24 protein-coding genes are annotated in these 24,980 nt (G+C 63.2%); 13 read left to right on the plus strand and 11 right to left on the minus strand.

All coding sequences use genetic code 11. The annotated features are described in order from the left end of the window. Positions 1 to 27: 27 nt before the first annotated feature. Positions 28 to 837, minus strand: a complete 810-nt coding sequence (locus SB822_RS39055) for an acetoacetate decarboxylase (RefSeq protein WP_410857139.1) — start codon at positions 835 to 837, stop codon at positions 28 to 30. A 477-nt stretch (positions 838 to 1,314) separates the two neighbouring features. Between SB822_RS39055 and SB822_RS39060 the strand changes: the two genes are divergently transcribed. Then, positions 1,315 to 1,443, plus strand: coding sequence for a hypothetical protein (locus tag SB822_RS39060; protein ID WP_007749609.1), 129 nt, complete (start codon positions 1,315 to 1,317; stop codon positions 1,441 to 1,443). A 104-nt stretch (positions 1,444 to 1,547) separates the two neighbouring features. On the opposite strand, the gene SB822_RS39065 is transcribed toward SB822_RS39060, so the two are convergent. Continuing rightward, positions 1,548 to 2,186: a LysE family translocator gene (locus SB822_RS39065; RefSeq protein WP_007589816.1), complete on the minus strand. Its 639-nt coding sequence runs from the start codon at positions 2,184 to 2,186 to the stop codon at positions 1,548 to 1,550. Positions 2,187 to 2,512: 326 nt separating this feature from the next. Between SB822_RS39065 and SB822_RS39070 the strand changes: the two genes are divergently transcribed. Continuing rightward, positions 2,513 to 3,334, plus strand: coding sequence for an SIR2 family NAD-dependent protein deacylase (locus SB822_RS39070; RefSeq protein WP_410857140.1), 822 nt, complete (start codon positions 2,513 to 2,515; stop codon positions 3,332 to 3,334). Positions 3,335 to 3,386: 52 nt separating this feature from the next. Here SB822_RS39070 and SB822_RS39075 read toward each other — a convergent pair whose 3' ends face one another. Further along, entirely contained in the window at positions 3,387 to 3,743 is a 357-nt protein-coding gene (locus SB822_RS39075) for an HPF/RaiA family ribosome-associated protein (protein ID WP_410857141.1), read from the minus strand. Positions 3,744 to 3,863: 120 nt separating this feature from the next. Then, positions 3,864 to 4,748, minus strand: a complete 885-nt coding sequence (locus SB822_RS39080; protein WP_410857142.1) for a LysR family transcriptional regulator — start codon at positions 4,746 to 4,748, stop codon at positions 3,864 to 3,866. A 143-nt stretch (positions 4,749 to 4,891) separates the two neighbouring features. Here SB822_RS39080 and SB822_RS39085 point away from each other — a divergent pair, with 143 nt between their 5' ends. The 6 genes from SB822_RS39085 (at position 4,892) to yjfF (ending at position 11,412) form a co-directional block, all read left to right on the plus strand. After that, on the plus strand, positions 4,892 to 5,722 hold the full coding sequence (locus tag SB822_RS39085; protein ID WP_007749592.1) for a TerC family protein: 831 nt from the start codon (positions 4,892 to 4,894) through the stop codon (positions 5,720 to 5,722). Positions 5,723 to 5,833: 111 nt separating this feature from the next. Further along, positions 5,834 to 6,148: a zf-TFIIB domain-containing protein gene (locus SB822_RS39090; protein WP_410857143.1), complete on the plus strand. Its 315-nt coding sequence runs from the start codon at positions 5,834 to 5,836 to the stop codon at positions 6,146 to 6,148. A 587-nt stretch (positions 6,149 to 6,735) separates the two neighbouring features. Continuing rightward, the gene (locus SB822_RS39095; protein WP_236674268.1) at positions 6,736 to 7,674 is read left to right on the plus strand and encodes an ABC transporter substrate-binding protein; all 939 of its coding nucleotides are present in this window, start codon (positions 6,736 to 6,738) and stop codon (positions 7,672 to 7,674) included. A gap of 95 nt (positions 7,675 to 7,769) precedes the next feature. After that, a complete protein-coding gene (locus SB822_RS39100; RefSeq protein ID WP_007589826.1) occupies positions 7,770 to 9,284 on the plus strand; it encodes a sugar ABC transporter ATP-binding protein in 1,515 nt (504 codons plus the stop codon). Then, positions 9,281 to 10,318 carry an ABC transporter permease gene (locus tag SB822_RS39105; protein WP_410857144.1) on the plus strand — a complete coding sequence of 346 codons (1,038 nt, stop codon included), beginning with the start codon at positions 9,281 to 9,283 and terminating at the stop codon, positions 10,316 to 10,318. The genes SB822_RS39100 and SB822_RS39105 overlap by 4 nt, the downstream gene beginning before the upstream one ends. Continuing rightward, a complete protein-coding gene (yjfF, locus tag SB822_RS39110) occupies positions 10,315 to 11,412 on the plus strand; it encodes a galactofuranose ABC transporter, permease protein YjfF (protein WP_410857145.1) in 1,098 nt (365 codons plus the stop codon). The genes SB822_RS39105 and yjfF overlap by 4 nt, the downstream gene beginning before the upstream one ends. Before the next feature lie 5 nt (positions 11,413 to 11,417). On the opposite strand, the gene SB822_RS39115 is transcribed toward yjfF, so the two are convergent. Next, positions 11,418 to 12,398 (minus strand): AraC family transcriptional regulator, encoded by a 981-nt coding sequence (locus SB822_RS39115; RefSeq protein WP_410857146.1) that lies wholly within the window; start codon positions 12,396 to 12,398, stop codon positions 11,418 to 11,420. A 150-nt stretch (positions 12,399 to 12,548) separates the two neighbouring features. Between SB822_RS39115 and SB822_RS39120 the strand changes: the two genes are divergently transcribed. Continuing rightward, positions 12,549 to 13,400, plus strand: a complete 852-nt coding sequence (locus tag SB822_RS39120; protein ID WP_410857147.1) for an NAD(P)H-binding protein — start codon at positions 12,549 to 12,551, stop codon at positions 13,398 to 13,400. On the opposite strand, the gene SB822_RS39125 is transcribed toward SB822_RS39120, so the two are convergent. From SB822_RS39125 to pstS, 3 genes are all read right to left on the minus strand, one after another. Beyond that, positions 13,331 to 13,891, minus strand: a complete 561-nt coding sequence (locus SB822_RS39125; RefSeq protein WP_007589836.1) for a hypothetical protein — start codon at positions 13,889 to 13,891, stop codon at positions 13,331 to 13,333. The two genes, SB822_RS39120 and SB822_RS39125, sit on opposite strands and share 70 nt — an antisense overlap. Positions 13,892 to 13,918: 27 nt before the next feature. Continuing rightward, positions 13,919 to 14,974 carry a poly(3-hydroxybutyrate) depolymerase gene (locus tag SB822_RS39130; protein ID WP_410857148.1) on the minus strand — a complete coding sequence of 352 codons (1,056 nt, stop codon included), beginning with the start codon at positions 14,972 to 14,974 and terminating at the stop codon, positions 13,919 to 13,921. 265 nt (positions 14,975 to 15,239) lie between these two features. After that, the gene (gene pstS / locus SB822_RS39135; protein WP_410857149.1) at positions 15,240 to 16,271 is read right to left on the minus strand and encodes a phosphate ABC transporter substrate-binding protein PstS; all 1,032 of its coding nucleotides are present in this window, start codon (positions 16,269 to 16,271) and stop codon (positions 15,240 to 15,242) included. Positions 16,272 to 16,690: 419 nt separating this feature from the next. On the opposite strand from pstS, the gene SB822_RS39140 reads away from it, so the two are divergent. The 4 genes from SB822_RS39140 (at position 16,691) to ppk2 (ending at position 19,363) form a co-directional block, all read left to right on the plus strand. Next, positions 16,691 to 17,704, plus strand: coding sequence for a hypothetical protein (locus tag SB822_RS39140; RefSeq protein WP_410857150.1), 1,014 nt, complete (start codon positions 16,691 to 16,693; stop codon positions 17,702 to 17,704). Positions 17,705 to 17,747: 43 nt separating this feature from the next. Next, positions 17,748 to 17,972 (plus strand): hypothetical protein, encoded by a 225-nt coding sequence (locus SB822_RS39145; protein WP_007589847.1) that lies wholly within the window; start codon positions 17,748 to 17,750, stop codon positions 17,970 to 17,972. 213 nt (positions 17,973 to 18,185) lie between these two features. Then, positions 18,186 to 18,443: an RNA-binding protein gene (locus tag SB822_RS39150; RefSeq protein WP_007739037.1), complete on the plus strand. Its 258-nt coding sequence runs from the start codon at positions 18,186 to 18,188 to the stop codon at positions 18,441 to 18,443. Positions 18,444 to 18,511: 68 nt separating this feature from the next. Further along, positions 18,512 to 19,363 carry a polyphosphate kinase 2 gene (ppk2, locus tag SB822_RS39155; protein WP_007589851.1) on the plus strand — a complete coding sequence of 284 codons (852 nt, stop codon included), beginning with the start codon at positions 18,512 to 18,514 and terminating at the stop codon, positions 19,361 to 19,363. A gap of 65 nt (positions 19,364 to 19,428) precedes the next feature. Here ppk2 and SB822_RS39160 read toward each other — a convergent pair whose 3' ends face one another. The 3 genes from SB822_RS39160 to SB822_RS39170 form a co-directional block, all read right to left on the minus strand. Then, positions 19,429 to 21,030 carry an intermembrane transport protein PqiB gene (locus SB822_RS39160; RefSeq protein ID WP_410857151.1) on the minus strand — a complete coding sequence of 534 codons (1,602 nt, stop codon included), beginning with the start codon at positions 21,028 to 21,030 and terminating at the stop codon, positions 19,429 to 19,431. Between the two features lie 52 nt (positions 21,031 to 21,082). Beyond that, positions 21,083 to 22,540: an efflux transporter outer membrane subunit gene (locus tag SB822_RS39165; RefSeq protein WP_410857152.1), complete on the minus strand. Its 1,458-nt coding sequence runs from the start codon at positions 22,538 to 22,540 to the stop codon at positions 21,083 to 21,085. A gap of 1 nt (position 22,541) precedes the next feature. After that, on the minus strand, positions 22,542 to 24,980 hold a 2,439-nt coding region (locus SB822_RS39170), incomplete at its 5' end, for an efflux RND transporter permease subunit (protein ID WP_410857153.1).

Below are 24,980 nucleotides of genomic sequence, written 5' to 3' on the forward strand. Positions count from 1 at the left end.
GTGTTCCCTTGAAAAATGTGGAGAGCGTTAAACCGCGAGTTCGAGCGCGTCGTCATTCGACTTCTTTGCGGTCTGCGTTTCAGCTTGCGCAGGCGCGAGGTAGTCGAATGCGACTTCGCCGATATCCAGCGTGAGGTTGGCGATCACATGTCGCGCGCCGACCACGCGCTTCACGGGCAGATCGGCAATCGGCGCGAGTGCATGCGGATGCAGTTCGAGCGCGGCCGGGCCGGTCCATGCGCCCAGCACAGTCACGTCGCGCAGATAGAAGCGCACGAGTTCGCAGATGCGCGCCGTGCCGTCGACATGCGGAATCACCTTCAGCAGATAGTTGGGCGTGTCGGCGAGCTTGGCGCGTTCGGCTTCGATATCGATCATGCGATGCTTGTAGCCCATCGTGCCCGTCGCAATGCGTTGCGTGCCGTAATCGAGCGTGCCGAGCAGCGTGTCGTTGCCGTCGACGCCCAATTTGGGGCGCGCGAGCTTCTTCGGGAAGCCCCAGATTTCGCGGCCACCGGCAATCGGGCCTTCGTCGTCGAGGTACATCGAGTGCGTGTAGTTCGCGAGACGCCCTTCCGTGTCGCGCACCGAAATCACCTGGCCACTTTCCGTGTAGTCGCCGAAGCCCGACGAATCAGGCATGCGAATGAACTCGTAATGGACCAGCGCGTTTTCCGGCTTCAGCGGCTCCGGCACCACGGCGCGCAGCGCATCCATATCGGTTTCGTACGAAATGATGAAGTACTCACGATTGAGAAAGCGGAACGGCGGGCGAGGGTAGGCGGGATTGTGAACGGGCATCGCAAATGCGGATTGCCGGATCGATTTGATGTCCATGAACTTCCTCTTAGGCATTGGGCGTTGTTGGAGCACCGCGAATCTTAGAGCAAAAGTTTTTTCGGGATCACATTAATTTCTCCAATACACCGTTGGTCTGCACGCAACAGTGAAGCGGGCTGTCAGGCACGGACGATAAACCGTCAATCATTGTGAAAATCGACATAAGCTATTTTTGTGAGCGACATATCGATGACGCGAAAACGAAATACGGATGTCATGCATTTGATGGCTGGCAAGTCAGATATGTCGATATTCTGATGATTTGTGTTGTAGATAATCTGATGAGATTGATTAGTGAGCTAACCAATCGACTCACGCGAAAGGGAACTGACGCCGAACGGGTTCGTTCGGCCCTCGGCCGCAGGCGGCTGCAACGCAACATCTCGGAAAAGTTATTGATTTTGTTGCAGCGCGACATGCGCAGGGATATACTAGGGTTATTACCTAGGGTGTTACCCGCACAAGGAGTCCGCCATGCAACAAGCTACGACCGCCGCTGTCCCGTCCACGAGCTGGCTTTCGCGTCTGCGCGAACTCGCTATCCGCGCTGTCGACTTGCACCTGCAGCACTGCGCGGTTCTCGCTGAAGCGTATCGCCGCTAAGCATTTCGCATAAAAAAGGGGAGTTCAGTTTGAACTCCCCTTTGTTCATCAACGCGTCGCCGCGTCACGTTATCGCGAGCGGCGGTTGATGACGCTGTCGCCAGTCAGATACCGGCTTTTCGTGCCGCGAAGATCAGCCGCAGTCCAAGCGCCGCAATGGCGCCCGCTGCGATCCGGTCAATCCACGTTTTCGCGCGCAGATAAACCTCGCGCGGGCCCCGGCTCGAAAAGCACAGCGCGACGACCGTGTACCAGCCGAACTCCACCGCGAACACCAGCGGCGGCAGCACCACATAGCACCAGACGGGCGGGTGCTGCGGCAACAGTGCGGCAAAGATACTGCCGTACCAGATCGCCGTCTTCGGATTGCTGAGCTGCGTCGTCAATCCAATCCAGAACGACTTCTTCGCGCTACGGCTGTGTGCTACGCCGGCGTTGTCCATCGCAATTGGGCGAGCCGCGCCGCGCCAAATTTTCCACGCGATGTAGACCAGATACAAACCGCCCGCCACTTTCAATCCGATATACAGCCATTCGACGGCGACCAGCAGCGTATAAAGACCGGCGAGCGCAAGGCCGCCAAAGAAAATCCCGCCGATGCCCATGCCCAGCGCGGTCGACAATCCATCGCCGCGAGACAGGCTGATCGAATTTCGCGCGACGAGAACGAAACTCGGGCCGGGAATCATCGCGCCCAGCAGCAACGCGACGAGAATTGCGAATACAGCGGCGGATGCGGACATCGGACGGTCTCCTTGAGCGCGGCTTTCGGCGCGAGCGCCTGGCCAGGAACATGTGCGTGCCGAAAGAATAGATGCAACACGCAACCTCTGCAACGCGCCTGCCAGGCGCGCGCCGTTCAGTTCGGGCCGAGCGTTTGGGAGCGCGCGATCAGATTGACGGGCGTGAGCCGGATCAGACCGCCGCACGTCTCCGGTTCGATTGCGGTCGGCAAAACGGAAGGGAACGGCCAAAACGTGGGTGCATGAATGCGCCACTGGGACGCTACTGTCCGATAGCGCCGCATCGCTCACAAGACGATCGTCGGGCGAATTGCTAGAGTGGCGCGATGGACGAGAACGAACGAATCAGGCACGCCGTGTCGTGGCTGCGCGAGGCCGATGGCATGCTGGTGACGGCCGGGGCGGGGATGGGCGTCGATTCAGGCCTGCCCGATTATCGCGGCGCAGAGGGTTTCTGGCGCGCGTATCCCGCGTTGAAGCAGCATCGGTTGACCTTTCAGGACATGGCCAATCCGCGCGTGATGGCGCTGCATCCGCGGCTTTGCTGGGGCTTCTATGGACACCGGCTCGATCTGTATCGGCGCACGGTGCCGCATCGGGGTTTCGATATTCTGCTTCGTTGGGCAGAGGCGCTGCCGCGCGGACTTGCCGTGTTCACCAGCAACGTCGACGGGCAGTTTCAGGCGGCGGGTTTCGACGCTGCAGCCATTGCCGAGTGCCACGGCTCCATTCACGTGCTGCAATGCTCGGAAGTCTGCCACGACGAGCTGTGGCCGGCTGCCGACGTGCGGCCCGTGGTCGACGAATCGACTTGCGAACTCGTGAGCGACCTGCCGCGCTGCCCGAAGTGCGGCGCCGTGGCGCGGCCCAACATTCTGATGTTCGGCGACTACGACTGGATCGCGTTGCGCACCGAGCAGCAGGAGGCGCGGCTACAGGCGTGGTTATCGAAGGTCGAGCGCCTCGTCGTGATCGAAATCGGCGCGGGCAAGGCGATACCGACTGTGCGTTATTTCAGCGAGCAAAACGGGCCGCGCGTGATCCGCATCAATCCACGCGATTTCGGCATCGCGTCGCATCACGGGATTGGGCTTGCACGAGGCGCGATCGACGGCCTCGAACTGCTCGATCGGTCGATGAAGGCATAGCGGACGGCGCCGTATCGGGCGCCGTCGCGTGCGCCGCTACATACCGCACGGCTTACACGGCATCAGGTTGCGTAGTCCACGCGGGTTCGCGCTGACTGACGCGCCGCGTCGCGATGCGCGCCTGCTGCCTGCGTATGATCGAACGCGCCGCGCGGGCCAGCGCGAGGTCGAGCGCGCCGCGCCAGTCTCTTGCAATCGAAGTCACGACGACAGGCGTCGCATCGGGCGTCTGCACCTGCACCTGGCAGCGTTTATCGAGTCCGCCGCGCGGGCCGTTGATGTCCGACATGCTGACGGTCGCCTTCGAAATCAGCCAGTCCATGCGGCGAAACACGAACCGGATGCGTTGGCGCGCGAAGCTGCGCAGACGGACGGCTTCACGGTCGCGGGACTTGAACAGGACTTGCATGAGACACCTCCTTCGTGGGTACGGCTCAAGAGTACGGTGAGGAGGCGTCGAGGAAAAAGCAGAAATAACGGAACGTCAGCTTCGGAAAAACCGAAGCTTCTTTCGTGGGGGTGAACGCGGTCACGGATGCGCCGCGCTCAACACTTTTTGCGTCAAAGGATGATGCCGCCCGCGCCGCGACACGATTGCGTGTATTTCCTCCTTCACTTCCGGCGAGCGGCCGAGCCAGCGCAAGCCGCGATGCATGGGATCGTTGCGCTCGGCGCCAAACGCCGCGAGCGGAAACACGCCCATGCCGCGCGACGCGAACAGCGCCATCAACGCGCTGTCCTCGAACTCGCCCGCGACGCGTGGCCGGATGCCTTCAGCTTCGAACCAGCGGTCGAGGCGCGAGCGCAGCGACGAGTGCCCCGTCGGCAGCAGCACCGGCAGCGACGCGAGGCATTGCGGGAAATGATCGACATGCGTCTTGCGCACCACGGCGGCCGGCCCGTACCAGTCGATCGGCGAGGCGATCAGACGCTCGCTGGATAGACGCAGGTTCGAGTTGTGTGGCGCGGGCTGGCTGGACAGCACGAGATCCAGATGGTGATGCGCCAGTTCCGCCAGCAGATCTTCCGCTTCGCCTTCGTGACACAGCAGCCGCAGCGAAGGCGTGTCCAGCACACCAGCAAGAATGGCATGGACGGCCAGCTTCGAAATGCCATCCGTCAAGCCGACCGCAAAGCGCGCGACCGTCCCGCTGGCCGCTTCGCGCACTTCGTCGTGCAACGCGCGTCCGATCTGGAAGATTTCCTCCGCTCGCGCGTACGCGGCCTGTCCCGCTTCCGTCATCGTGACGCCGCGTCCCGCGGGCTTCAGCAGTTGATGTCCGAGCGATTTCTCCAGTTCGCGCACCTGCGCGCTGATGGTTTGCACGGCCATGTCGAGCCGTTCGGCGGCCCGCGCGAACCCGCCTTCCTTCACGACGACCCAGAAATAGTGCAAGTGCCGGTAATTGAGCATGCGTGGCCTCACTTCGGAAAAACCGAACCAATGATCAGCTTATCACTGGTTTTTACGATCACGAAGCCAGGCGATCATGCTTTCCACAGGCTGTGACCCAGTAATCAGCCGTTTTTATCTCAACCGGACAACGACGCTCGCAAATGGAATCCTTACTGACCCTGGCCGCCGATCCCGCTGCATGGGCTGCACTCGTGACGCTCGTCGTGATGGAGATCGTGCTTGGCATCGACAACCTGATCTTCATTTCGATTCTGAGCAACAAGCTCCCCGAAGCGCAACGCGCGCGCACGCAGCGCATCGGCATCATGCTGGCGCTGGTGATGCGGCTTGGCCTGCTGGGCACCGTCGCGTGGATCGCGCAGCTCACTCAGCCGGTGTTTTCCGTGTTCGATCACGCGTTTTCGTGGCGCGACCTGATCCTGCTCGCGGGCGGTCTTTTCCTTGTGTGGAAGGCCACGCGTGAAATGCACCATCACGTGAGCCGCGACGCCGAGGCGCACACGAATCCTGCGATGGGCGTCGGCGGCCTGACGGTGACGGCTGCCATCGGCCAGATCCTGCTGCTCGACCTCGTGTTTTCCGTCGACAGCATCATCACCGCGGTCGGCATGACGGATCACCTGCCCATCATGTTCATTGCAGTGATCGCTGCTGTCACGGCGATGTTGTTCGCGGCTCGCCCGCTGTCTAAGTTCATCGAGCGTAATCCGACGATCATCACGCTTGCGCTGAGCTTCCTGCTGGTGATCGCGATGACGCTGATTGCCGAAGGTTTTGGTTCGCACGTGCCGAAGGGCTACATCTACACGGCCATGGCGTTCGCAGGCTTCGTCGAAGGCATGAACATGATGGCGCGGCGCAGAAAGGACAAGCGCGAGCACAAGGCCGCAGTTCTGGAAGCGGAGCGTGAAGCCGGCTCCGAAACAAGGTCTGAAAAGACGCAGACGAACGGTTCGGCTTTCTCGAACTGACCGAAGCGGACTGAAGCGGGCCGAAGCGGACTGACAGAAGTATCGGGGCGGTTGAACGCCGCCCCGAACGGCAGCACACAAAGGTATGAACGTTACGAAAGGAGCAACGCAATGAAGTGCCCCGTTTGCAAGACCCCCGATCTACTGATGACCGAACGTCAGAACATCGAGATCGACTATTGCCCGACGTGCCGTGGCGTATGGCTCGATCGCGGCGAGCTGGACAAGCTGGTGAGCCAGATGCAGGACACGCCCGAACCGGATAACAGAAGCAATCAGGTCGAGCGCGACGCGCGCCACGGCGACCGCGATGGCCATCATGACCAGTGGGGCCGGCGCAACGATTCTTACCAAGGTGATCAGCGCAAGCACTACGATCCGCGCCGCAAGAAGAAGTCACTGTTCGATATGTTCGACTTCGACTGACCTGCATGCATCCTGAGCGCGCGCCGCGCGGGCTACGACTGACGACACGATGCCCGAGCGGCTGCGCCGCGATCCAAACGTCGATCGGACGCTTTATAGTATTACTATAATCGCCAGCGATCCGATCGAGACCCATCATCGCACCGCGTAAGCAATCTGCCCGCGACACCCCGATTCGTTTTTTCGTATCTGCCTAAAACGTGGGACAGCACGGGATCGGCGCGATGATGCCGTCGCCAGCAGCCTGATGTTTATCGACACGAACGTCGGGAAAACGCTAATCGAAAGCGCGCGGCGCCAAACATATAGTTTGGCTATAAGGAAAAGTCAGACGCGCGAAATGCGACCCCGCCGATGCTCCGGGGCATGCGCGGCGCGCAGGATGTTCGCCACGAGCGCGCATCCGTGCCGGAAGCCGTCCGGACCGCGATTTCCAGATTGACTGTCAGTTGCAGGTTTGCAGCAAGAGTTGGCGCAAAGCGTTCGTCGCGCGTCATGGCTGTCGTCGCGCATACGAAAAAGCAGCGCCTGGAAAACAACCACATCGGAGACAACACATGAAAGTCGCCACGCGTCTGATCGCCGGCATGCTTGTTGGAGCGGCGCTCACCGTTGCAGCGAGCGTCAACAGCTTCGCCGGGGACAAGCAGATCACCTTGGGTTTTTCGCAGGTCGGCGCCGAAAGCGCATGGCGCACTGCGAATACCGTGTCCGTGAAAACGTCGGCAAAGGACGCCGGCATCAACCTGAAGTTTTCCGATGCGCAGCAGAAGCAGGAGAACCAGATCAAGGCAATCCGCTCGTTCATCGCGCAGAAAGTGGACGTGATCGCGTTCTCGCCCGTGGTCGAGTCCGGTTGGGAACCTGTACTAACGGAAGCGAAGAACGCGAAAATCCCCGTCATTCTCACCGACCGTTCGATCGACGTGAAAGACAAGTCGCTATACGTGACGATGATCGGCTCGGACTTCCTCGAAGAAGGCCGCCGCGCGGGTAAATGGCTCGAAGAGCGTTACAAGGACGATAAAGGCCCGATCAACATCGCCGAACTGCAAGGCACGGTCGGCTCGGCGCCCGCGAACGACCGGCACGCGGGCCTGATCGAAGTGATCAAGAACGATCCGAAGTTCAAGATCATCGCGTCGCAAAGCGGCGACTTCACGCTCGCTGGCGGCAAGCAGGTGATGGAAGCGTTCGCCAAGACCTACGGCAAGCAGATCAACGTGGTCTACGCGCATAACGACGACATGGCGCTCGGCGCAATCCAGGCGATGGAAGAAGCAGGCATCAAGCCCGGCAAGGACGTGAGCGTGGTGTCGTTCGACGCGACCAAGGGCGGCTTCGAAGCGATGATCGCGGGCAAGATCAATGTCGACGTCGAATGCAGCCCGCTGCTCGGGCCGCAACTGATGACGGCCGTGAAGGACGTGGTCGCGGGCAAGCAGTTGCCCAAGCGCATCGTGACCGACGAGACCGTGTTCCCGATGAACGTCGCCGCGCAGATTCTGCCGCAGCGTAAGTATTGAGCGGCTGAGTCGCTGCGTACGTCCGGCGCGCTTTGCATCCAGGCGCGCCGGATTTTCATGAAACGTCACCGCCTCACGCTGCTTGCGACATTCATATGGCCGCACAACCGCTTTTCGAAACCATCGGCATCAGCAAGACGTTTCCCGGCGTGAAGGCGTTGTCGGGCGTCGACTTCCGGCTGTTCCCCGGAGAAATCCATTCGTTGATGGGCCAGAACGGCGCGGGCAAATCCACGCTCATCAATGTGCTCACAGGCGTGCACGAGCAGGACGCGGGCGAAATCCGCCTCGCGGGCGAAACCGTGCGTTTCGCGACGCCGCTCGAAGCCGAAGCCGCGGGCATCCAGACGCTGTATCAGGAAATCAATCTCTGCCCGAATCTCTCCGTGGCGGAGAACATCTTTGCGGGCCGGCAACCGAAGCGGCGCGGCGCGATCGACTGGAAAGCGATCCACCTGCGCGCCGAGGAGGCGCTTGCCGAACTGAACGTGTCGCTCGACGTCACGAAGTCGCTCGATGCATATCCGATCGCCGTGCAGCAGATGGTCGCGATTGCGCGCGCGATGTCGGTCAAGGCGCGCGTGCTGATTCTCGACGAACCGACCTCGAGTCTCGACGACGGCGAAGTCGCGCGGCTCTTCGACGTGCTGCGCAATATCCGGCAGGCGGGCATCGCGATCCTGTTCGTCACGCACTTTCTCGAACAGACGTATGCGATTTCCGACCGCATCACCGTGATGCGCAACGGCGAGCGCGAGGGCGAATATCTCGCGAAAGATCTGCCAGTCGAACAGCTCGTCGCGAAGATGGTCGGCCATAACCGGATGACGGAACGCCTGAAAGGCGGTGCGCCCGATACGCCGCAGCAGCGCGCGGGCGCGGCGCCGTTTCTGTCGATGCAAGGCGTCGCGCGGCGCGGCGTGATGAATCCCATCGATCTCGATGTGCAGCCTGGGCAAATACTCGGGCTCGCGGGATTGCTCGGTTCGGGCCGGACCGAAACGGCGCGGTTGGTGTTCGGCGTCGACAAGGCGGACGCGGGCACGATCAGCGTCGACGGCAAGAACGTGAAGCTCAGCTCGCCGCACGATGCGGTGCGGCACGGCATCGGCTATTGCCCGGAAGACCGCAAGAAGGAGGGCATCGTCGCCGCGCTGTCGATCCGCGAGAACATCATCCTCGCGCTACAGGCGCAGCGCGGGTGGCTGCGCATGATCGGCCGCAAGAAGCAGCGCGAAATCGCCGACACGTATATCGAGCGGCTCGGCATCAAGGCGCACGACGCCGAGCAGCCGATCGGCCTGCTGTCGGGCGGCAATCAGCAAAAGGTGGTGCTCGCGCGCTGGCTCGCCACCGAACCGAAGATGCTGATTCTCGACGAACCCACACGCGGCATCGACGTCGCAGCGAAGTTCGAAATCATGGACCGCGTGCTCGCACTGTGCGCAAAAGGTCTCGCGATCCTGTTCATTTCGTCCGAAGTGGGCGAGGTGGTGCGCGTGAGCCATCGCATCGCGGTGCTGCGCGACCGGCGCAAGATCGCCGACGTGACGGGCAGTGCCGTATCGGAAGATCAGGTCTACCGGCTGATCGCAGGGGGAAGCGAATGAAGCAGCTTCAGGCGGTGCTAAGGCATCAGCTGGTGTGGCCCGCGTTGACGCTGATCGCGCTGTTCGCGATCGACGTCGCGCACCGCGCGAACTTCCTGTCGATTGCGCTGCTCGACGGACATCTGTTCGGCGCGCCCATCGACATTCTCAATCGCGCCGCGCCGCTCGTGATCGTGTCGCTCGGCATGACGCTCGTGATCGCGACGCGCGGCATCGACATTTCCGTCGGCGCGATCGTCGCGATTGCGGGCGCGGCGGCCGCCGTCGTACTCGCCGACGATCCGACGCGCGTCGGCACCGCGCTCGGCGCGGCGCTCGCCGTGGGCGTGCTGGCGGGCATCTGGAACGGCATGCTGGTCGCGTTCGTCGGCATGCAGCCGATCATCGCGACGCTGATCCTGATGGTGGCGGGGCGCGGCGTCGCGCAGCTGCTGACGGGCGGGCAGATCATCCCTATCGGTGCGCCGGGCTATCTGGTGTTCGGCGGCGGCTATCTGGCGACCGTACCTTGCTCGGTGTGGATCGCGCTCGGCGTGACGGCCGCGACGGCGCTGCTGGTCAATCGCACGGCGCTCGGCCTCTTCATCCGCGCGATCGGCGTCAATCCCGTCGCGACGCGGCTGGTCGGTCTGCGCTCGGGCGCGATCGTGTTCAGCGTGTATGTGTTTTCGGGCTTGACGGCGGCCATCGCCGGCATTCTCGCCAGTTCGAACGTGCGCAGTGCGGACGGCAACAACGCGGGTCTGCTGCTCGAACTCGATGCGATTCTCGCCGTGACGCTCGGCGGCACGTCGCTGCTCGGCGGACGGTTCAGCCTCGCAGGCACCGTGCTCGGCGCGCTCATCATCCAGACGCTCACGTACACCACGTACTCGATCGGCGTGCCGCCTGAAGCGACGCTCGTCGTGAAGGCCATCGTCGTGCTGTTTGTCAGCGTGATCCAGTCGAGCGTCGCGCGCGCGATGCTCGTGCGCCAGTTGCTGCGCGCATTCGCATTCATGAAGACGAAACCGCTTACTGGGACGCCCCAATGAACAACATGCTCGGCCGTCTGCTCGATCCGCGCACGCTGCCCATCGTCGTCACCGTCGTGCTGTTTGCCGTGCTGTTCGGCTTCGGCTCGGTGATGTACACGGGCTTTTTCTCGTTGCAGGTGTTGCTCGGGCTGCTCGTCGACAACGCGTTTCTGCTGATCGTCGCGATCGGCATGACGTTCGTGATCGTGTCGGGCGGCATCGATCTGTCCGTCGGCTCGGTCGTCGCGCTGACGACGATTCTGTGCGCGATCTGCGCGGAGCGCCTGCACTGGCCCGTGTGGGTCATTGCGCCGCTGGTGCTCGCGTTCGGCGCGCTGTACGGCGCGGCGATGGGCGCGCTGATCCACTTCTTCCGTTTGCAGCCGTTCATCGTCACGCTGGCGGGCATGTTCCTCGCGCGCGGCGCGTGCTTTCTGATCACCACGCAATCGATCACGATCAACGAGTCGACCTTCCACGCGATTGCGGGCTTCAGCGTGCCCATCGGCGGCGGCTCGCTGACCTCGGGCGCATTGATCGCGTTGCTGACGCTGGCCGTGGCGATCTTCGTCGCGCACTTCACGCGCCTTGGACGCAACGTATATGCGCTCGGCGGCAACGAACGTTCGGCGCTGCTGATGGGCTTGCCCGTCGCGCGCACGCGCATCGGCGTGTATGCGTTGAGCGGCTTTTGCTCGGCGCTCGGCGGCTTCGTGTTCACGCTGTACGTGCTGTCGGGTTACGGCTTGCAGGCGCAGGGCATGGAACTCGATGCGATTGCCGCGACCGTGATCGGCGGAACGCTGTTGACGGGCGGCGTCGGCTACGTGATCGGCTCGGTGTTCGGCGTCGGTATTCTGGGCACGATCCAGACGCTGATTACCTTCGACGGCACGCTCAGTTCGTGGTGGACACGCATCGTGATCGGCGCGCTGCTGTGCGCGTTCTGCCTGCTTCAACGCATCATCGAGCGGCATGCGGCGCGGCGCAAATCGGACGGTACGGGGCTGGGCGCGAACGTGACGAAGTCCGCCGACAAAACCACGCCACCACACGGCACCAGCAAAATCGATCTGGCGAAGATGAGTCCGACGACGTTGAAGCAGTCGTGAGCGTGTCAGCCGATTGACGGCAACGCTGCGTTGTCGATCTGCATGCGCGCATGTCGCCGCGCCGCGCCCGGCGTCACGCCGACGATGCGCTTGAACGCGCGGCTGAACGCGGCATCGGAGTCGTAGCCGAGACGCAGCGCAAGCTCCAGCAGCGACGCGTCCGTTTCCTGCAATTGCGTGAGCGCTGCCTGCATTTTCCAGCGCACCGCATAGCGCATCGCGGGTTCGCCGACCAGTTGCGTGAAGCGCGCGGAAAACGCCGAGCGCGACATGCCGACGCTGTCGGCCAGTGCCGCCACCGTCCAGTTGCTCGACGGATCGCGATGAATCATGGCGATCGCGCGGCCGATCTGCCGGTCGCGCAACGCGCCGAGCCAGCCCGTCTGCGCGGCGGGCGCATGCGCGATCCACGCGCGCACGGCCTGAATCACGAGGATGTCGGCGAGCCGGGTGATGACCGTTTCGCCGCCCGCGTTCAGCTGCTGCGCTTCGGCTGCGATGAAACGCAACGTGCTCTGTATCCATTCCATTTCAGGCGACTGCCAGGTGTCGACGCGAATCAGCGCCGGCAGCAGGCCGATCAGCCGTTGCGCGGCAGGGTGATCGAAGCGCACGAGCGCGCAGATCATCGTGGTCGGCGCGCCGCCTTCGCCATGACGAAGAATTTCGTAGCGGTTGCTGACGGCTTCGCGCGGCAGATCGAACAGCTTGCCGGCAGGGACGCCCGCTGCGCTCATCAACCGATGCCCCGCGCCGTGCGGCACGAGCGCGAGATCGCCGGGGCGCAGCACGCAACGCTCGGCGCCGCCCACTTCGAGCAGACATTCGCCCGACGTCACCACATGGAACATCATCGAGCGCTCGAACGGCGGCAGTTCGAGCGCCCAGGGCGCCGTGAACTCCGAGCGGCAATAGAAGGTGCCGCTCATGCGCAGAAAGTGCAGCGCTTCGCCGAGCGGATCACCGGATTCGGGCAGTTCGTTCATGCAGGCAGTGTAGGCGGCAGAGGATGTCCGTCCAAGCGTCTGGACGAATGATCAAGAATGGCGGATATCGGATCATTGTCCGTCCAGAAGCGCGTCGCTATTCTGGATTCACGGTCGCCGCACGCTGCGGCCTTCAGACGGAGGTGATCCATGAAAGCAGACGCGATTCTCGTGCTGGGCAGCACGGGCAAGACAGGCCGCCGCGTGGCGGAACGGCTCACGGCGCGCGGCGCCAACGTACGGCACGGCTCGCGCTCGGGCACGCCGCCTTTCGACTGGATGGATCGGGCGACCTGGGCGCCGTCGCTGAAAGGCGTGAAGGCCGTCTACATCAGCTACTTTCCGGACCTTGCCGTCGACGGCGCCGCCGACGATATCCAGGCGTTCACCCATCTCGCCGTGCAAAGCGGCGTACGCCGCCTCGTGCTGCTGTCGGGACGCGGCGAGACGGAAGCGCAACGCTGCGAAGAGATCGTGCGCGAGTCGGGCGTCGAATGGACGTTGCTGCGCGCAAGCTGGTTCGCGCAGAACTTCAGCGAAGCGCACTTTCTGGAGCCGGTACTCGCGGGCGAACTGGTGCTGCCCGTCGGCGACATCGGCGAGCCGTTTGTCGATGCCGACGATATCGCCGACGTAGCCGTCGCCGCGCTCTCCGACGACGGCCACGCGGGCCAGCTCTACGAGTTGACGGGCTCGCGCCTGTGGACCTTCGCCGATGCCGTCGCAGAGATCGCCAGCGCCACAAGACGGCCGATCCGCTTCACGCGCGTGACGATGCCCGAATACGTCGCCGCGCTCGAAGCTGCGCAACTGCCGCCCGACATGATCGGCCTGATCCGCTATCTGTTCACGGAAGTGCTCGACGGGCGCAACGCTTCCGTGCAGGACGGCGTGCTTCGCGCGCTCGGGCGGCGCCCTCGCGAGTTCGGCGATTACGTGCGTGCGACAGCGGCGACGGGCGTCTGGACGCCGGGTGTCGAAGACAGCGCGCCTAGCTTCTGATTGAGCCAGTACGCGTACGACACCTCGATGTTTTCCTGAAGCGCGATCAGGTTCGTGGTCTGATCGATCAGCAGTTGCCCGATCTGCGCGACCAGGTTGAACTCCTGCTCGACCAGTTTCGTCACCGTGTTGGCGCCGCGAATCTCGGCGCGCTCGCGGTTCCATGCGGCCCAGCCTTGCATCCAGGCTTGCTGTTGCAGCGTCAGACGCTCGACGACGGCTTGCTGCATCTGGACCAGTTCGCCCCAGGTGTGCAGGTCCATGCCGAAGGCGAGCAGCCGCGCGGTGTCGATGCTGTTGGTCGCCGAACGGGCGGCCCACCCGCTCAACAGCACGGGCATCTTCAGCGTGTCCTGGACGGCGGCGGCGCGTGCGGCCGGCGCGGTTTTCTGCACCGCTTCCGCGGCGGTCACGGCACCCGTTGCGACAGCCGTGGCTCTCGATGCAGCCGTTTGCTCCGCAGGCGCGGGCATGAGGGTCATTTCGTTCATGGCAGGCTCGTCAGGTAAGAGGAAGGGTCAGCCGCCAAGCCGGCTCAGCATGCTGTGCAGCGCCTTGATCTGGATTGCATTGCGCGAATAGTAGTCGGGCTGTTCGGGGTCGTCGCTCGTATAGCCCCACCAATCCCAGCAGCCGTCCGGGTTTTGCAGTCCACCGCCGTCGGCGCCCGTCGCCTGCGGATACAGCGCGATGATGTCGTTGCTGTCGGCGAGTTCGTTGTAGCCCGTCGTCATGATGTAGCGGTTGCCGTAGGGCGCCTGGTTCGTCACGTCGGCGCGTCCGAATACGTAGTTCACGTAGCTGTAACCCTGCTTGCAGCCGTGCAGCACGACGTGCACGCGTGCCGGCGCGCCTTCTTCGACGGAGCGCGGCACGTACGCATAGCCGAACTCGCCCATGCTCGCGCGCGCTTCGCCGCCGAAGAACTCGGTTTGATCGAAGCGCAGCAGACGGCCGCTCGTTTGTGGCGCGGGCGCCTTCAGGCCGTCGTAGATGTGATGCAGGATTCGATGCGACTGCATGAAACCGCCCTGGTTGATATAGGGCGGCTGGTTGGTATCGAGTAACGAGTCTTCTGGATTGTCGGTGACGATCGAATGGCCGGCGGGCACCGTGTCGTCGAACAGGATGTCGTCGGACGCGACGCCGAGCAACTCGTAGAAACGATGCGTGCACTTCACGACCTCGGAATACACGACGGTATCGCGCGACCCCGTGAACAGATAGACGCGGTCGCCTTTGAGATTCGACAGCGGATCGATTGCACCCGCCTGCGCGGTGTCGTGCGCGAGTTGCGCAAGGCGCGGCGCGCTCGGTCCCGTCTGCGGCGTGAGCGGGCTCATGCAGATGTATTCGGCGCTTTGAACATTGGCGTCCTCGGCCAGCGGCGCTGCGCCGCGAAATGACTCGGAGCAGCGAAACGGTCCGCCCGCAATCACGCCGACACCCGCAAAGCTCGCGGAATGCGCGAGGTGCAGTTGCACCGTCATGAATGCGCCTGAAGACAGACCGGAAATGGAGCTTTCGCCTTTCTTGACGTTGTAATTGCGCAGTTGAACGATATCGTTCGCCATTGAATAGTCCCCCGTACGAATAGCGCAGCCGCGATGATGCCCATCGCAACCGGTCAGATGTGTGACACGCAGAAGTCGCTTATCGACCGCTTGATGCGGTACTTCAAGATCGAAGCTCTATTGGTATAGACGACGTTGCGCAGTGCAGCAAGCGCTTTTTTATGAAGATTGCGCGACGAGATTCGGCTTAGCCTCGCGGCATAAAAAGCCATGCTGCGTGCATTCGATCGACGCGTTGCGCATCATGCTTTCGCGCCCACGCTCACTACTGAGCAGCGACAGGCTTGCCCAACGCATCCTTTACGCGCGTATGCAACTGCGTGCGGATTTCCTCGATGACGGGCGCGGGCAACGGAATGTAGTCGAGTTCCTGCGCCGTGCGATGTCCATTCGCAAACGCCCATTCGAAAAAGTTGAGTGCTTCCTTCGTGTGATCGGGCTTGTCCTGCGTCACGGGTATCAGTGCGAAGGTCGCGCCCATCACGGGCCATGCGTCCTTGCCCGGCTCGTTCGTGAGAATGCTGACGAGCGACGTCGACCAGTCCGCGCCGAGCGCGGCCGCGTTGAACGCCTCGGGTCCTGGCTGTACCGCCGCGCCCGACGCGTTTTTCATCGCCGTGTACGCAATATGGTTCTGCTTCGTGAAGTCCCACGCGACATAGCCGATCGAGCCGGGCAGATAGCGCACATAAGTGGCGATGCCTTCGTTGCCCTTGCCGCCAATGCCGCGCGGCCAGCGAACGGACGTGCCTTCGCCGACCTTTGCCTTCCATTCGGGGCTGACCTGCGACAGATAGTGCGTCCAGATGAGCGTCGTGCCGGAGCCGTCGGCGCGGCGAATCACGGCGATGGCGAGATCGGGCAGCGTCGTTTTCGGATTCAGCGCGACGATGGCCGGGTCGTTCCAGTTCGTGATCTTGCCGAGATAGATGTCGCCGAGCACCTGGCCCGACAGCGTCAATTCACCGGGCTTGATGCCCGGAATATTGACGACGGGCACGACGCCGCCTATCACGGTCGGAAACTGGACGAGACCGCTCCTGCTCAGTTCGCTCTCGGTCAGCGGCGCATCGGAGCCGGCGAAGTCCACCTGCTTCGCGAGTATCTGCTTGACGCCTTCCGTCGATCCCACGCCTCGATAATGAACGCTGCCGCCGCCGGATTTCTTGTAGCCGTCCGCCCATGCCGTGTAGATCGGCGCGGCGAAGGTGCTGCCCGCGCCCGTGATATCGGCGGCGTGAGCGTTGATCGTCACGAAGGTGGCAAGCAGGGCAATCCACGTTGGGATGGTTCTCACGATAGCCTCACGGTCGTTGGTGTTCGGATTGTCGGGTGATGGCCGGTCCAGCCGTTCGCTGTCGACTGTGAAGGATTGATGTCGACAGATGGCATTGCCGTGCATCTGATTACAGGACGGCGGCGTACGTGATGCAAATTGAATCGGCCTATCGCAAACCCGCGTGCAGACTTGGTCCGGGCGCATTTGCTTTTGTCGGAGGAGAGCAGGGTCGAGGTGGAGGAACTGGCGCCGCTGTTCGCTCGCCTCGATGTTTTCAGGCGGATTGCGCACGGCTGGCGGTCGCATTACGGCGCTGCGTCCCCGCGTCCGTTCGCCGCGTCAGGCGCGACGCGCTCACGCAGCGGATTTTTCATGCGGTATGCTGATTCGCGATCAACGATGTTTGACCTGTGCCTCATTTCCCGGAGATAGCGGCAATGGGCTTGCTGAGCCGGCTGTTTCATCGCGATTCCTCATCCGTGCCGCCGATGGCTGCCGCGCGCATCGACGAGGCGATCGGGCGCATTCTCGCCATTCATCCGCGGATCGCCGTCGCGAGCCGTTATCGGCATCGGCTCAAAGAACCCATTGCCGTCACGCTCGACTATGCGGACGAACTGATGGCTTCGCTCCCCGCCACGCTCGATGCGAACGCCGACGCGTGGGCCGGCAATCCGAGCCTGCGCGCATTCTTCGCGACCCCCGACGATATCGCCGATACCTTCGGCCGCTCGCAAGAGGTGCGCGCTTTCTTCGAATCGAATCCCGACGCCGTCGATGTGCATGGCACGCTCGGCATGGCGCTGACCGAGCGGCACGTGTTGGGCGTCGCGCTGGACGGCGACACGCTGCATCACGACGTCGCGCAAACCACGCTGAGTTTCAGCGACTACCGCGTGAGGGTCTGCGGGCGCACGGAAACGTCGCTTCGCGAAGAAATCGGGCGCAGACTGATCGATCAGCTGGCGCTCGAAGGACTGTCGATGCTGGCGGCCACCCGCGCCACGCGGCTCGCGCGCGGGCGCGAGCTGATGCAGGAGCGCGTTGCGCTGCTGCATCGCGGCGGCGCGGGGTTGGCTTCCGTCGCGGGCGGCGGCGCCGCTGTCGAAGCGAGCGAACTCGCGCATGTGCAGACGCAGATCGCGCAGAACGCCGAGAGCCTCGCCGCGCTCAGAGTGCCGACCGATATCATCGAACACGAACTCGAAGGCATTTGCGAGGTGTTCGGCAAGCCGGCGGATTACGTCTACATCAAAAACCGGCATATCCGCATCGATATGATGAACGTGGTTCAGGAAGGCGAGACGAAAGGGGGCAGCGATATCGAGTTTCACTTCGTTCGTGTTCCCGGCGTCACGCCGCAGATGCGCGCCTTCGCGCTGGTTCGCTTTCGACGCTCCGATCTGCCGCCGGGTGGATTGCAGATCGACGCCGCCATGCGTGCTCTTTAAGATCGAAAGGATGTCGCGGCCTTTGGCGAAGCGGAGGAATCAAATGATGAAGGGCTATGTGGTTTCATTGGCCGCAGCCGCATGCGTTTCCGTTTCTCTGGCGCCGTTGCAGCAGGCCGTCGCGCAGCCGTCCGCCTTGAAGCCGATGCAGGACGCGCAACGCAAGGCCGAGCAAAAGGCGCGCGAGGCAAAGAAGGAGGACGAGCGGGCGCAAGCCCCTGACGAAGCGCAAAGGCCGGAAAGCGCGAAACCGGCATCATCGCCTTGATGGGTGCCGTTGCAGTTTTCAATGCGATCCGCTTCGGCGTTGTGTATTTCGTATCGTTGAGAGGCTTGCGGAAACCCGACAACGCGCGTGGAAAGTCATAAACTGTTCGCATGCACCGAACTGCTTTTGAAGGACCCGCAGAAGTTGTCGCCGGCTTTTTCAACCTTGTGCGCTTTGTTCGATGGGCTGACTTTCGATGAGGAGAACGTCGTTATGGCTGAGCTTTGGGTTGCCAATATCGAAGACAACACGACCGACGAGGAAATCAAAACGTTCCTGTGTCACTACGGGTTTCCGCCGTTCGATTCGATCCGGCGCGTCGAAGGAACGGGCGAACGTCCCGCTGTCGTGCTCGAGTTCAATGACATCGGCGCGCATGTGTTGCAGAGTCTGCAGCCGCGCGTTCATAACATGTTCTGGAAAAGCCGCACGCTGACGGTCCAGGTCGTGCCCACGCGGGACGAGTCCTGAAACCGGCGCGGTCCATGCGCGGCATGGGCCGCTAGCCGAACCGACACGACGGTCACAGGAGACGAGCGATGCCTGAATTGAAGAACGAAAAGGACAGCGTACGCAGCGGACAGTCGAAGGGCGCGCGTGAACGTACCAAAGCGCCGGGACAAATGAAGAACAAAGAGTATGAAAAAGAACTCAAGTCGCTTCATATCGAACTGGTGAAGCTGCAGGAATGGGTCGTGCAAACGGGCGCGAAGGTCTGCGTGATCTTCGAGGGACGCGACGGGGCAGGCAAGGGCGGCACGATCAAGGCAATCACAGAACGCGTCAGCCCACGCATCTTCCGCGTCGTCGCGCTGCCGGCGCCGACGGACCGCGAGAAATCGCAGATGTACATCCAGCGCTATCTTCCGCATCTGCCTGCTGCGGGCGAGATCATTCTGTTCGACAGAAGCTGGTATAACCGCGCGGGCGTCGAACGGGTGATGGGATTCTGCACGGACGAGCAGGTGCAGAATTTTTTCAAGGCCGTCCCGCTGATCGAGCACGCCATCATTCAGTCGGGCATCATTCTCCTGAAGTACTGGCTCGAAGTCAGCGAGGAAGAGCAGACACGCCGTCTCGAAGCGCGCATTACCGACGAGCGCAAGATCTGGAAACTGTCGCCGATGGATCTGTTGTCATATAGCCGCTGGTATGACTACTCGCGCGCGCGGGACGACATGTTCGCGGCAACCGATACCGACCAGACGCCGTGGCACGTGGTGCGCTCCGACGACAAGAAACGCGCGCGTCTGAACCTGATTACGCATCTGCTCGACAGCATTCCGTACAAGACGATGCCGCGCCCGAAGGTCAAGCTGCCAAAGCGGAAAAAGGCGGAAGGATATCGCCCGACCGATCGGCCCGTCCGTTATGTGCGGGAGAAGTTCTAAAGGCTATCGACGCATCGCGTAGCGCACGCACTCGCCGCGCGAGAGCAACCGGCTCTCGCGCGACTTCATTTCGCGTCCTCGGCTTTGCCGCGCAGCAGCGCTTCGGGATGTCGCTGCAAATAGTCCGACAGCGCGCGGAACGACGCGGCCGTGCGCGCCAGCTCGCGAACCGCATCGCTCGTGTCCTGCTGCAATGCCGAATCGGGCTGTAGCGCAGTGTTCGCGGAATCGAGCGTCGCCTGCGCTGCCGTCAGTGCGCCCTTGGCCTGCGGCACCACTTGCATGTTGAGATCGCGCATCAGCTGCGCGGTGCTGGCGAGCGTCTGTTGCGCGTTCTTGCCGATCTGTTCGAGCGGCAAGCTGTCGAGACGCGCCACGATCCGGTTGAGCGACTCCTGCAGCGATTGCAGGCCGCTCGGCGTGGTCGGCAGTTCGGGTGGCGTGCGGTTCCAGTCGACATAGGCTTTCGGCGCGTTCGGGAAAAAGTCGAGCGCGATATACAGTTGGCCCGTGATCAGGCTGCCCGTCTTGAGTTGCCCGCGCAAACCGCGTTCGACGAGGAAATCGGCCAGCGCTCTCGGGTTGTCCCCGAGACGGCCGCCTCTCGGCTCCGACGCATAACGCGACGTGAAGCGCTCCGGATAGAACTTGACCTCGACGGGAATGCTGATCTGCCTCGTAGCGGGATCGAAGCGCGTGTAGATCGCCGACACCTCGCCGACCGTGATGCCGCGAAAATCGACGGGCGCGCCCACCACGAGGCCACGCACCGAACCCTGGAAGTTGAACACGTAGGTCTCGACGAGCCGCTCGTGCTGCTTCATCGCATCGGCGCGCGTGGCGAAGAGCGGGAACAGCGCTTTCACGGGCGCTTCGGGGCGGTCAAGCGACGCGGTTGGCGTCTCGAACGCGAGGCCGCCGACGAGGATCGACACCACCGACTGCGTATTGATCTGCACGCCTTCCGTGCCGAGCGTCACGTCGATGCCGCCCGCCTGCCAGAAGCGTGAATCGCTGTTCACGTAGCGGTCGTACGGCGCGTTGATGAACACGTGCAGCGTGACGCCGCCGCCGTCCTTGTCGAGATCGAACGACGTCACCTGTCCGACCTGCAGGCGCCTGAAATAGACAGGCGTGCCGACATCGACCGAACCCAGGTCGGCCGCTTTCAGCACGAACTCGCGCCCCGGCACGTCGCTCGCGAACACGGGCGGAACCTCGAGCCCTGAGTAGTCGCGCCGCTCCTGTTTCGCGTGGCCAATGTCCATGCCGATGAACGCGCCCGACAGCAGCGTGCCGATGCCCGACACGGTGCCGCCCGCGATGCGCGGCCTCACGACCCAGAAGCGCGTGTCGTCGACGAGCATGTCGGTGGCGTCGCGTGTGAGTTCGGCGGTCGCGATGACGTTTTTATAGTCTTTTGACAGCGCGACTTTCTTCACGACGCCGATGTCGACGTCCTTGAACTTGATCTTGGTCTTGCCCGCTTCGAGTCCTTCGCCCGTCCTGAAGCTGATCGTGATCGTCGGACCTTGCGACAGCACCGCCTGCACCGCCAGCCAGATGCCGACCAGCACGGCCACGATGGGCACAAGCCAGATCCACTGAATGCGCCAGCGCTTGGGCGGCACGGCGACGGCCTCAGGTAGCTCGGGCGGACGGCTCATGACGGTCGCCTCATGTTGCGCGTGAGCCGTTTGAAGGGGAGGGCGAAGTCGCTCATTTCGCGCTCTGCGCGGCCGCATCGCCGCTATGCTGCGCTGCCTGGGTGGTCAGGCCTTCGGCCGTGATGACCCAGCCGCCGCCCATCGCCTTGTACAGGTTCACGTACGACACCAGCACACCCGCCTGGGTCTGCGTCTGGTTCAGTTGCGCGTTGAAGAGACTGCGCTCGGCATCGAGCACTTCGATATAGCTGGTGTAGCCACCTTCATACCGCAGCCGCGCAAGATGCGCGTACGTCGCCAGCGCCTGGACCTGCCGTACCTGCACATCGAACTGTTCACGCACCTTCTGCGACGAGATCAGCGCGTCGTCGACTTCCTGGAACGCGACCTGGATCGCCTTGCGGTATGAGTACAGCGCCTGCTGCTGCACCGCTTCGGCCTGCTTCACCTGTCCGACGATCGCGCCGCCTTCGAAGACCGGTTGCGCGATCGAACCCGCAAACGACCACACGCGCGACGGCCCCGTAAAGAGCTTCGAGAACTGCCCGCTTTGCGTACCCAGCAGCCCTGTCAGCGAAATCTGCGGGAAATACAGCGCTTTCGCCGCGCCAATCTGCGCATTCGCCGCGACGAGATCCTGCTCGGCCTGACGCAGATCGGGGCGGCGCTCCAGCAGATCCGACGGCAACCCGGCCGGCACGGCAGGCGCCGCAAGTTCGGCCAGCGCGCGCCCGCGCAGGATATCGCCCGGATTGCGCCCGAGCAGCACCGAGAGCGCGTCTTCCTGCTGCGCGATCTGCGCCTCGATCTGCGGAATCACGGCGCGCGATGCCTCGTATTCCGACTGGCTCTGCGCGAGCTCCATCTGCGAGACCTCGCCGCCCTTGAAGCGCAGATCGAACACGTGCACGGATTCGGCACGGCTCGCCGTGGTGGCCTTCGCAATCTCCAGCTGCCGGTCGAGACTGCGCAGGTTGATATACGACGACGCCACCGACGACACCAGCGTCAGCACCGTGCCGCGCTTCGCTTCTTCCGTCGACAGCAGGCTCGCGCGTGCCGATTCCGTCAGACGCCGGTTGCGGCCGAAGAGGTCGATTTCCCACGATGCCGAGAGCGACGCCGTGTACGTGTTGAACACGGGGCTCTGCACATTCGCGAACAGCGGCGAGGACGACGTCGAGATCCGCTGGCGCCCGGCATCGAAGCCCGCGCCGACCTGCGGAAACAGCGCTGCGCGCGTCGTCACGAACTGGCCGAGGAACTGGTCGACGCGCGCGGCGGCGATCTTCACGTCGTTGTTGTTCGCCAGCGCGGTCGTGATCAGTTCATCGAGCACCGGGTCGTCGAACTGCTTCCACCATTCGGTGTTGGCGATGTCGGCCGCGTAGTTGTCGGGGAAGCGGTATGTCGCGGGCACGTCGAGCGGCGGGCGCGAGTAGTTCGGCCCGAGCAGGCAACCGCTCAGTGCAAGGACGCACGGCACGCAGAGAACGAGGGCGCGGCGCATGTCAGTCACCCTCGCGCGGTGCGGACGGGTTGGTCGCCGGGCCACCGCCGACTGTGGGTCCACCCGCTGACGGCGGCACCTTTGGCTCGCCCGGCGCTGGTCCCGACCCCGGCGCAAAAGGCGGCACATCCCCGGCCTTCTTCGCCTTCTTCTCCGAGCGCTCCGACATCGTCTCGAGCACGTAAAAGAACATCGGAATAAAGAACACCGCAATCGCCGTGGCCCCGAGCATCCCGCCGATCACCCCCGTGCCGATCGAATGCCGGCTGTTGGCCGACGCGCCCGTCGCGATCGCGAGCGGCACGCAGCCCAGGATGAACGCCAGCGACGTCATCACGATCGGCCGCAGCCGCTCCTCGGCCGCCGTCATGGTCGCGTCGAACACCGACTTGCCCGCCTCGCGGTTGAGCACCGCGAACTCGAAGATCAGGATCGCGTTCTTCGCCGCGAGCGCCACCAGCATCGTCAGACCGATCTGGAAGTACACGTCGTTGTTCAGCCCGCGCAGCAGGATCGCCACCAGCGCGCCAAAGAGGGCAAACGGCACCGCCATCAGCACGCCGAACGGCAGGCTCCATTTCTCATACTGTGCCGCGAGAATCAGGAACACCATGACCAGACCGAACACGAACACGAGCCCCGAGGTGCCGCCCGACTGCTTCGCCTCGAACGCCTCGCCGCTCCACGCCACCCCGTACTCCGACGGCATCTGCGCGCCCACCTCTTCGAGCGCGGTGATTACCTGGCCCGACGCGTAGCCGGGCGCCGCGTTCGCGGTGATCTTCACGGCCGGGAAGTTGTTGAAGCGCGTGATCAGGTCCGGCCCCGTCACGTAGCGCGAGGTCACCACGGATTTCAGCGGCACCATGCTGCCGTTCGAGCTGCGCACGAAGATCTGCGTCAGATCGTCGGGGCTCAACCGGTACGATGGCTCGGCCTGCAAAATCACCTGCCACAGCCGGCTCGAGCGGTTGAACTGCGACACGTACAGCGAGCCGAACATCGTCTGCATCGCGCTGTAGACGTCCTGGACGGGCACGCCGAGCGTCTCGGCCTTGTCGCGGTCCACGTCGACCAGCAGTTGCTGCGAGTTCGCGTTGAAGGTCGACGTGACGCCCGTCAGTTCGGGGCGCTGCCTGGCCTTCGCGACGAAGTCGTCCACGACGGCCGCGAACTGCGCGATCGTCGCATCGCCCTTGCTCTGGATCCACATCTCGGTGCCGCCTGTCGTGCCCAGCCCCGGAATCGACGGCGGATTGAGCGGCACGACGATGCCTTCGCGGATCTGCGAGAGTGCCTTGTACGCATCGATGAGCACGGCGCGCGCATTCTGCGTGCGGATATTGGCCGACGAATACCGGTCCTCGAAGCTCTTGAAGCCGACAAAGAACGTCGACGAGTTGTTCTTGTTCTGGCTGTCGAGAATGCTGAAGCCGTCCACCGTCGTGATACTGCCCACCGCCGGCTGCTTCATGAAGTACTCGGACACGCGGTCCGACACCTGCCCCGTGCGGTCCAGCGACGCGGCATCGGGCATGATCACGGCGCCCAGCAGATAGCCCTGGTCTTCGGGCGGCAGGAACGCGGTCGGGATGTCGCGCATCATCACGACGGCCAGCGCGATCATGCCGACAAACAGCAGCAGCGCGATCACGAAGCGCTTGATGATGAGGCGCACGGCGCGCGTGTAACCCGACGTCATGCGCGCGAACTGGTTGTCGAACCAGCGGAAGAAACCCTTCTTCTCGTGATGCCCTGGCTTGAGCAGCAGCGCCGCGAGCGCGGGCGAGAGCGTCAGCGCGACGATGCCCGAGATCACCACGGAAATCGCAATCGTGATGGCGAACTGCTTGTACATCTGCCCGTTGATGCCGCCGAGAAACGCGACGGGCACGAACACGGCGCACAGCACCAGCACGATCGCGACCACGGGGCCCGCCACTTCGTCCATCGCCTGCTTGGCGGCCGTCTTCGGATCGAGCTTGTGCACGGTCATGTTGCGCTCGACGTTCTCGATCACGACGATCGCATCGTCGACCACGATACCGATGGCGAGCACCATGCCGAACAGCGTGAGCATGTTGATCGAGAAGCCGAGTGCTTCCATCCCCATGAAGGTGCCGACGATCGACACGGGCACGGCCAGCACGGGAATCAGCGTGGCGCGCAGGCTCTGCAGGAACACGAACACGACGATCACCACCAGCACGACGGCCTCGAAGAAGGTGTGCACGACGTCCGTGATCGAGGCGCGCGTGAACTCGGTGGTGTCCATCGCGATTTCGTAGTCGATGCCCTCGGGGAACGACTTCTTCATCCCGGCGAGCGTGGCGCGCACCTGCTTCGAGACATCGAGCGCGTTGGCGCCCGGCTGCTGGTAGACGGCGATCACGGTGGCAGGCTTGCCCTGGAAGCGGCTGCGGATCGAGTAGTCCTTCTG

This window comes from Paraburkholderia sp. SIMBA_054 (assembly GCF_046534875.1).
Taxonomy (GTDB): Bacteria; Pseudomonadota; Gammaproteobacteria; order Burkholderiales; family Burkholderiaceae; genus Paraburkholderia; species Paraburkholderia hospita.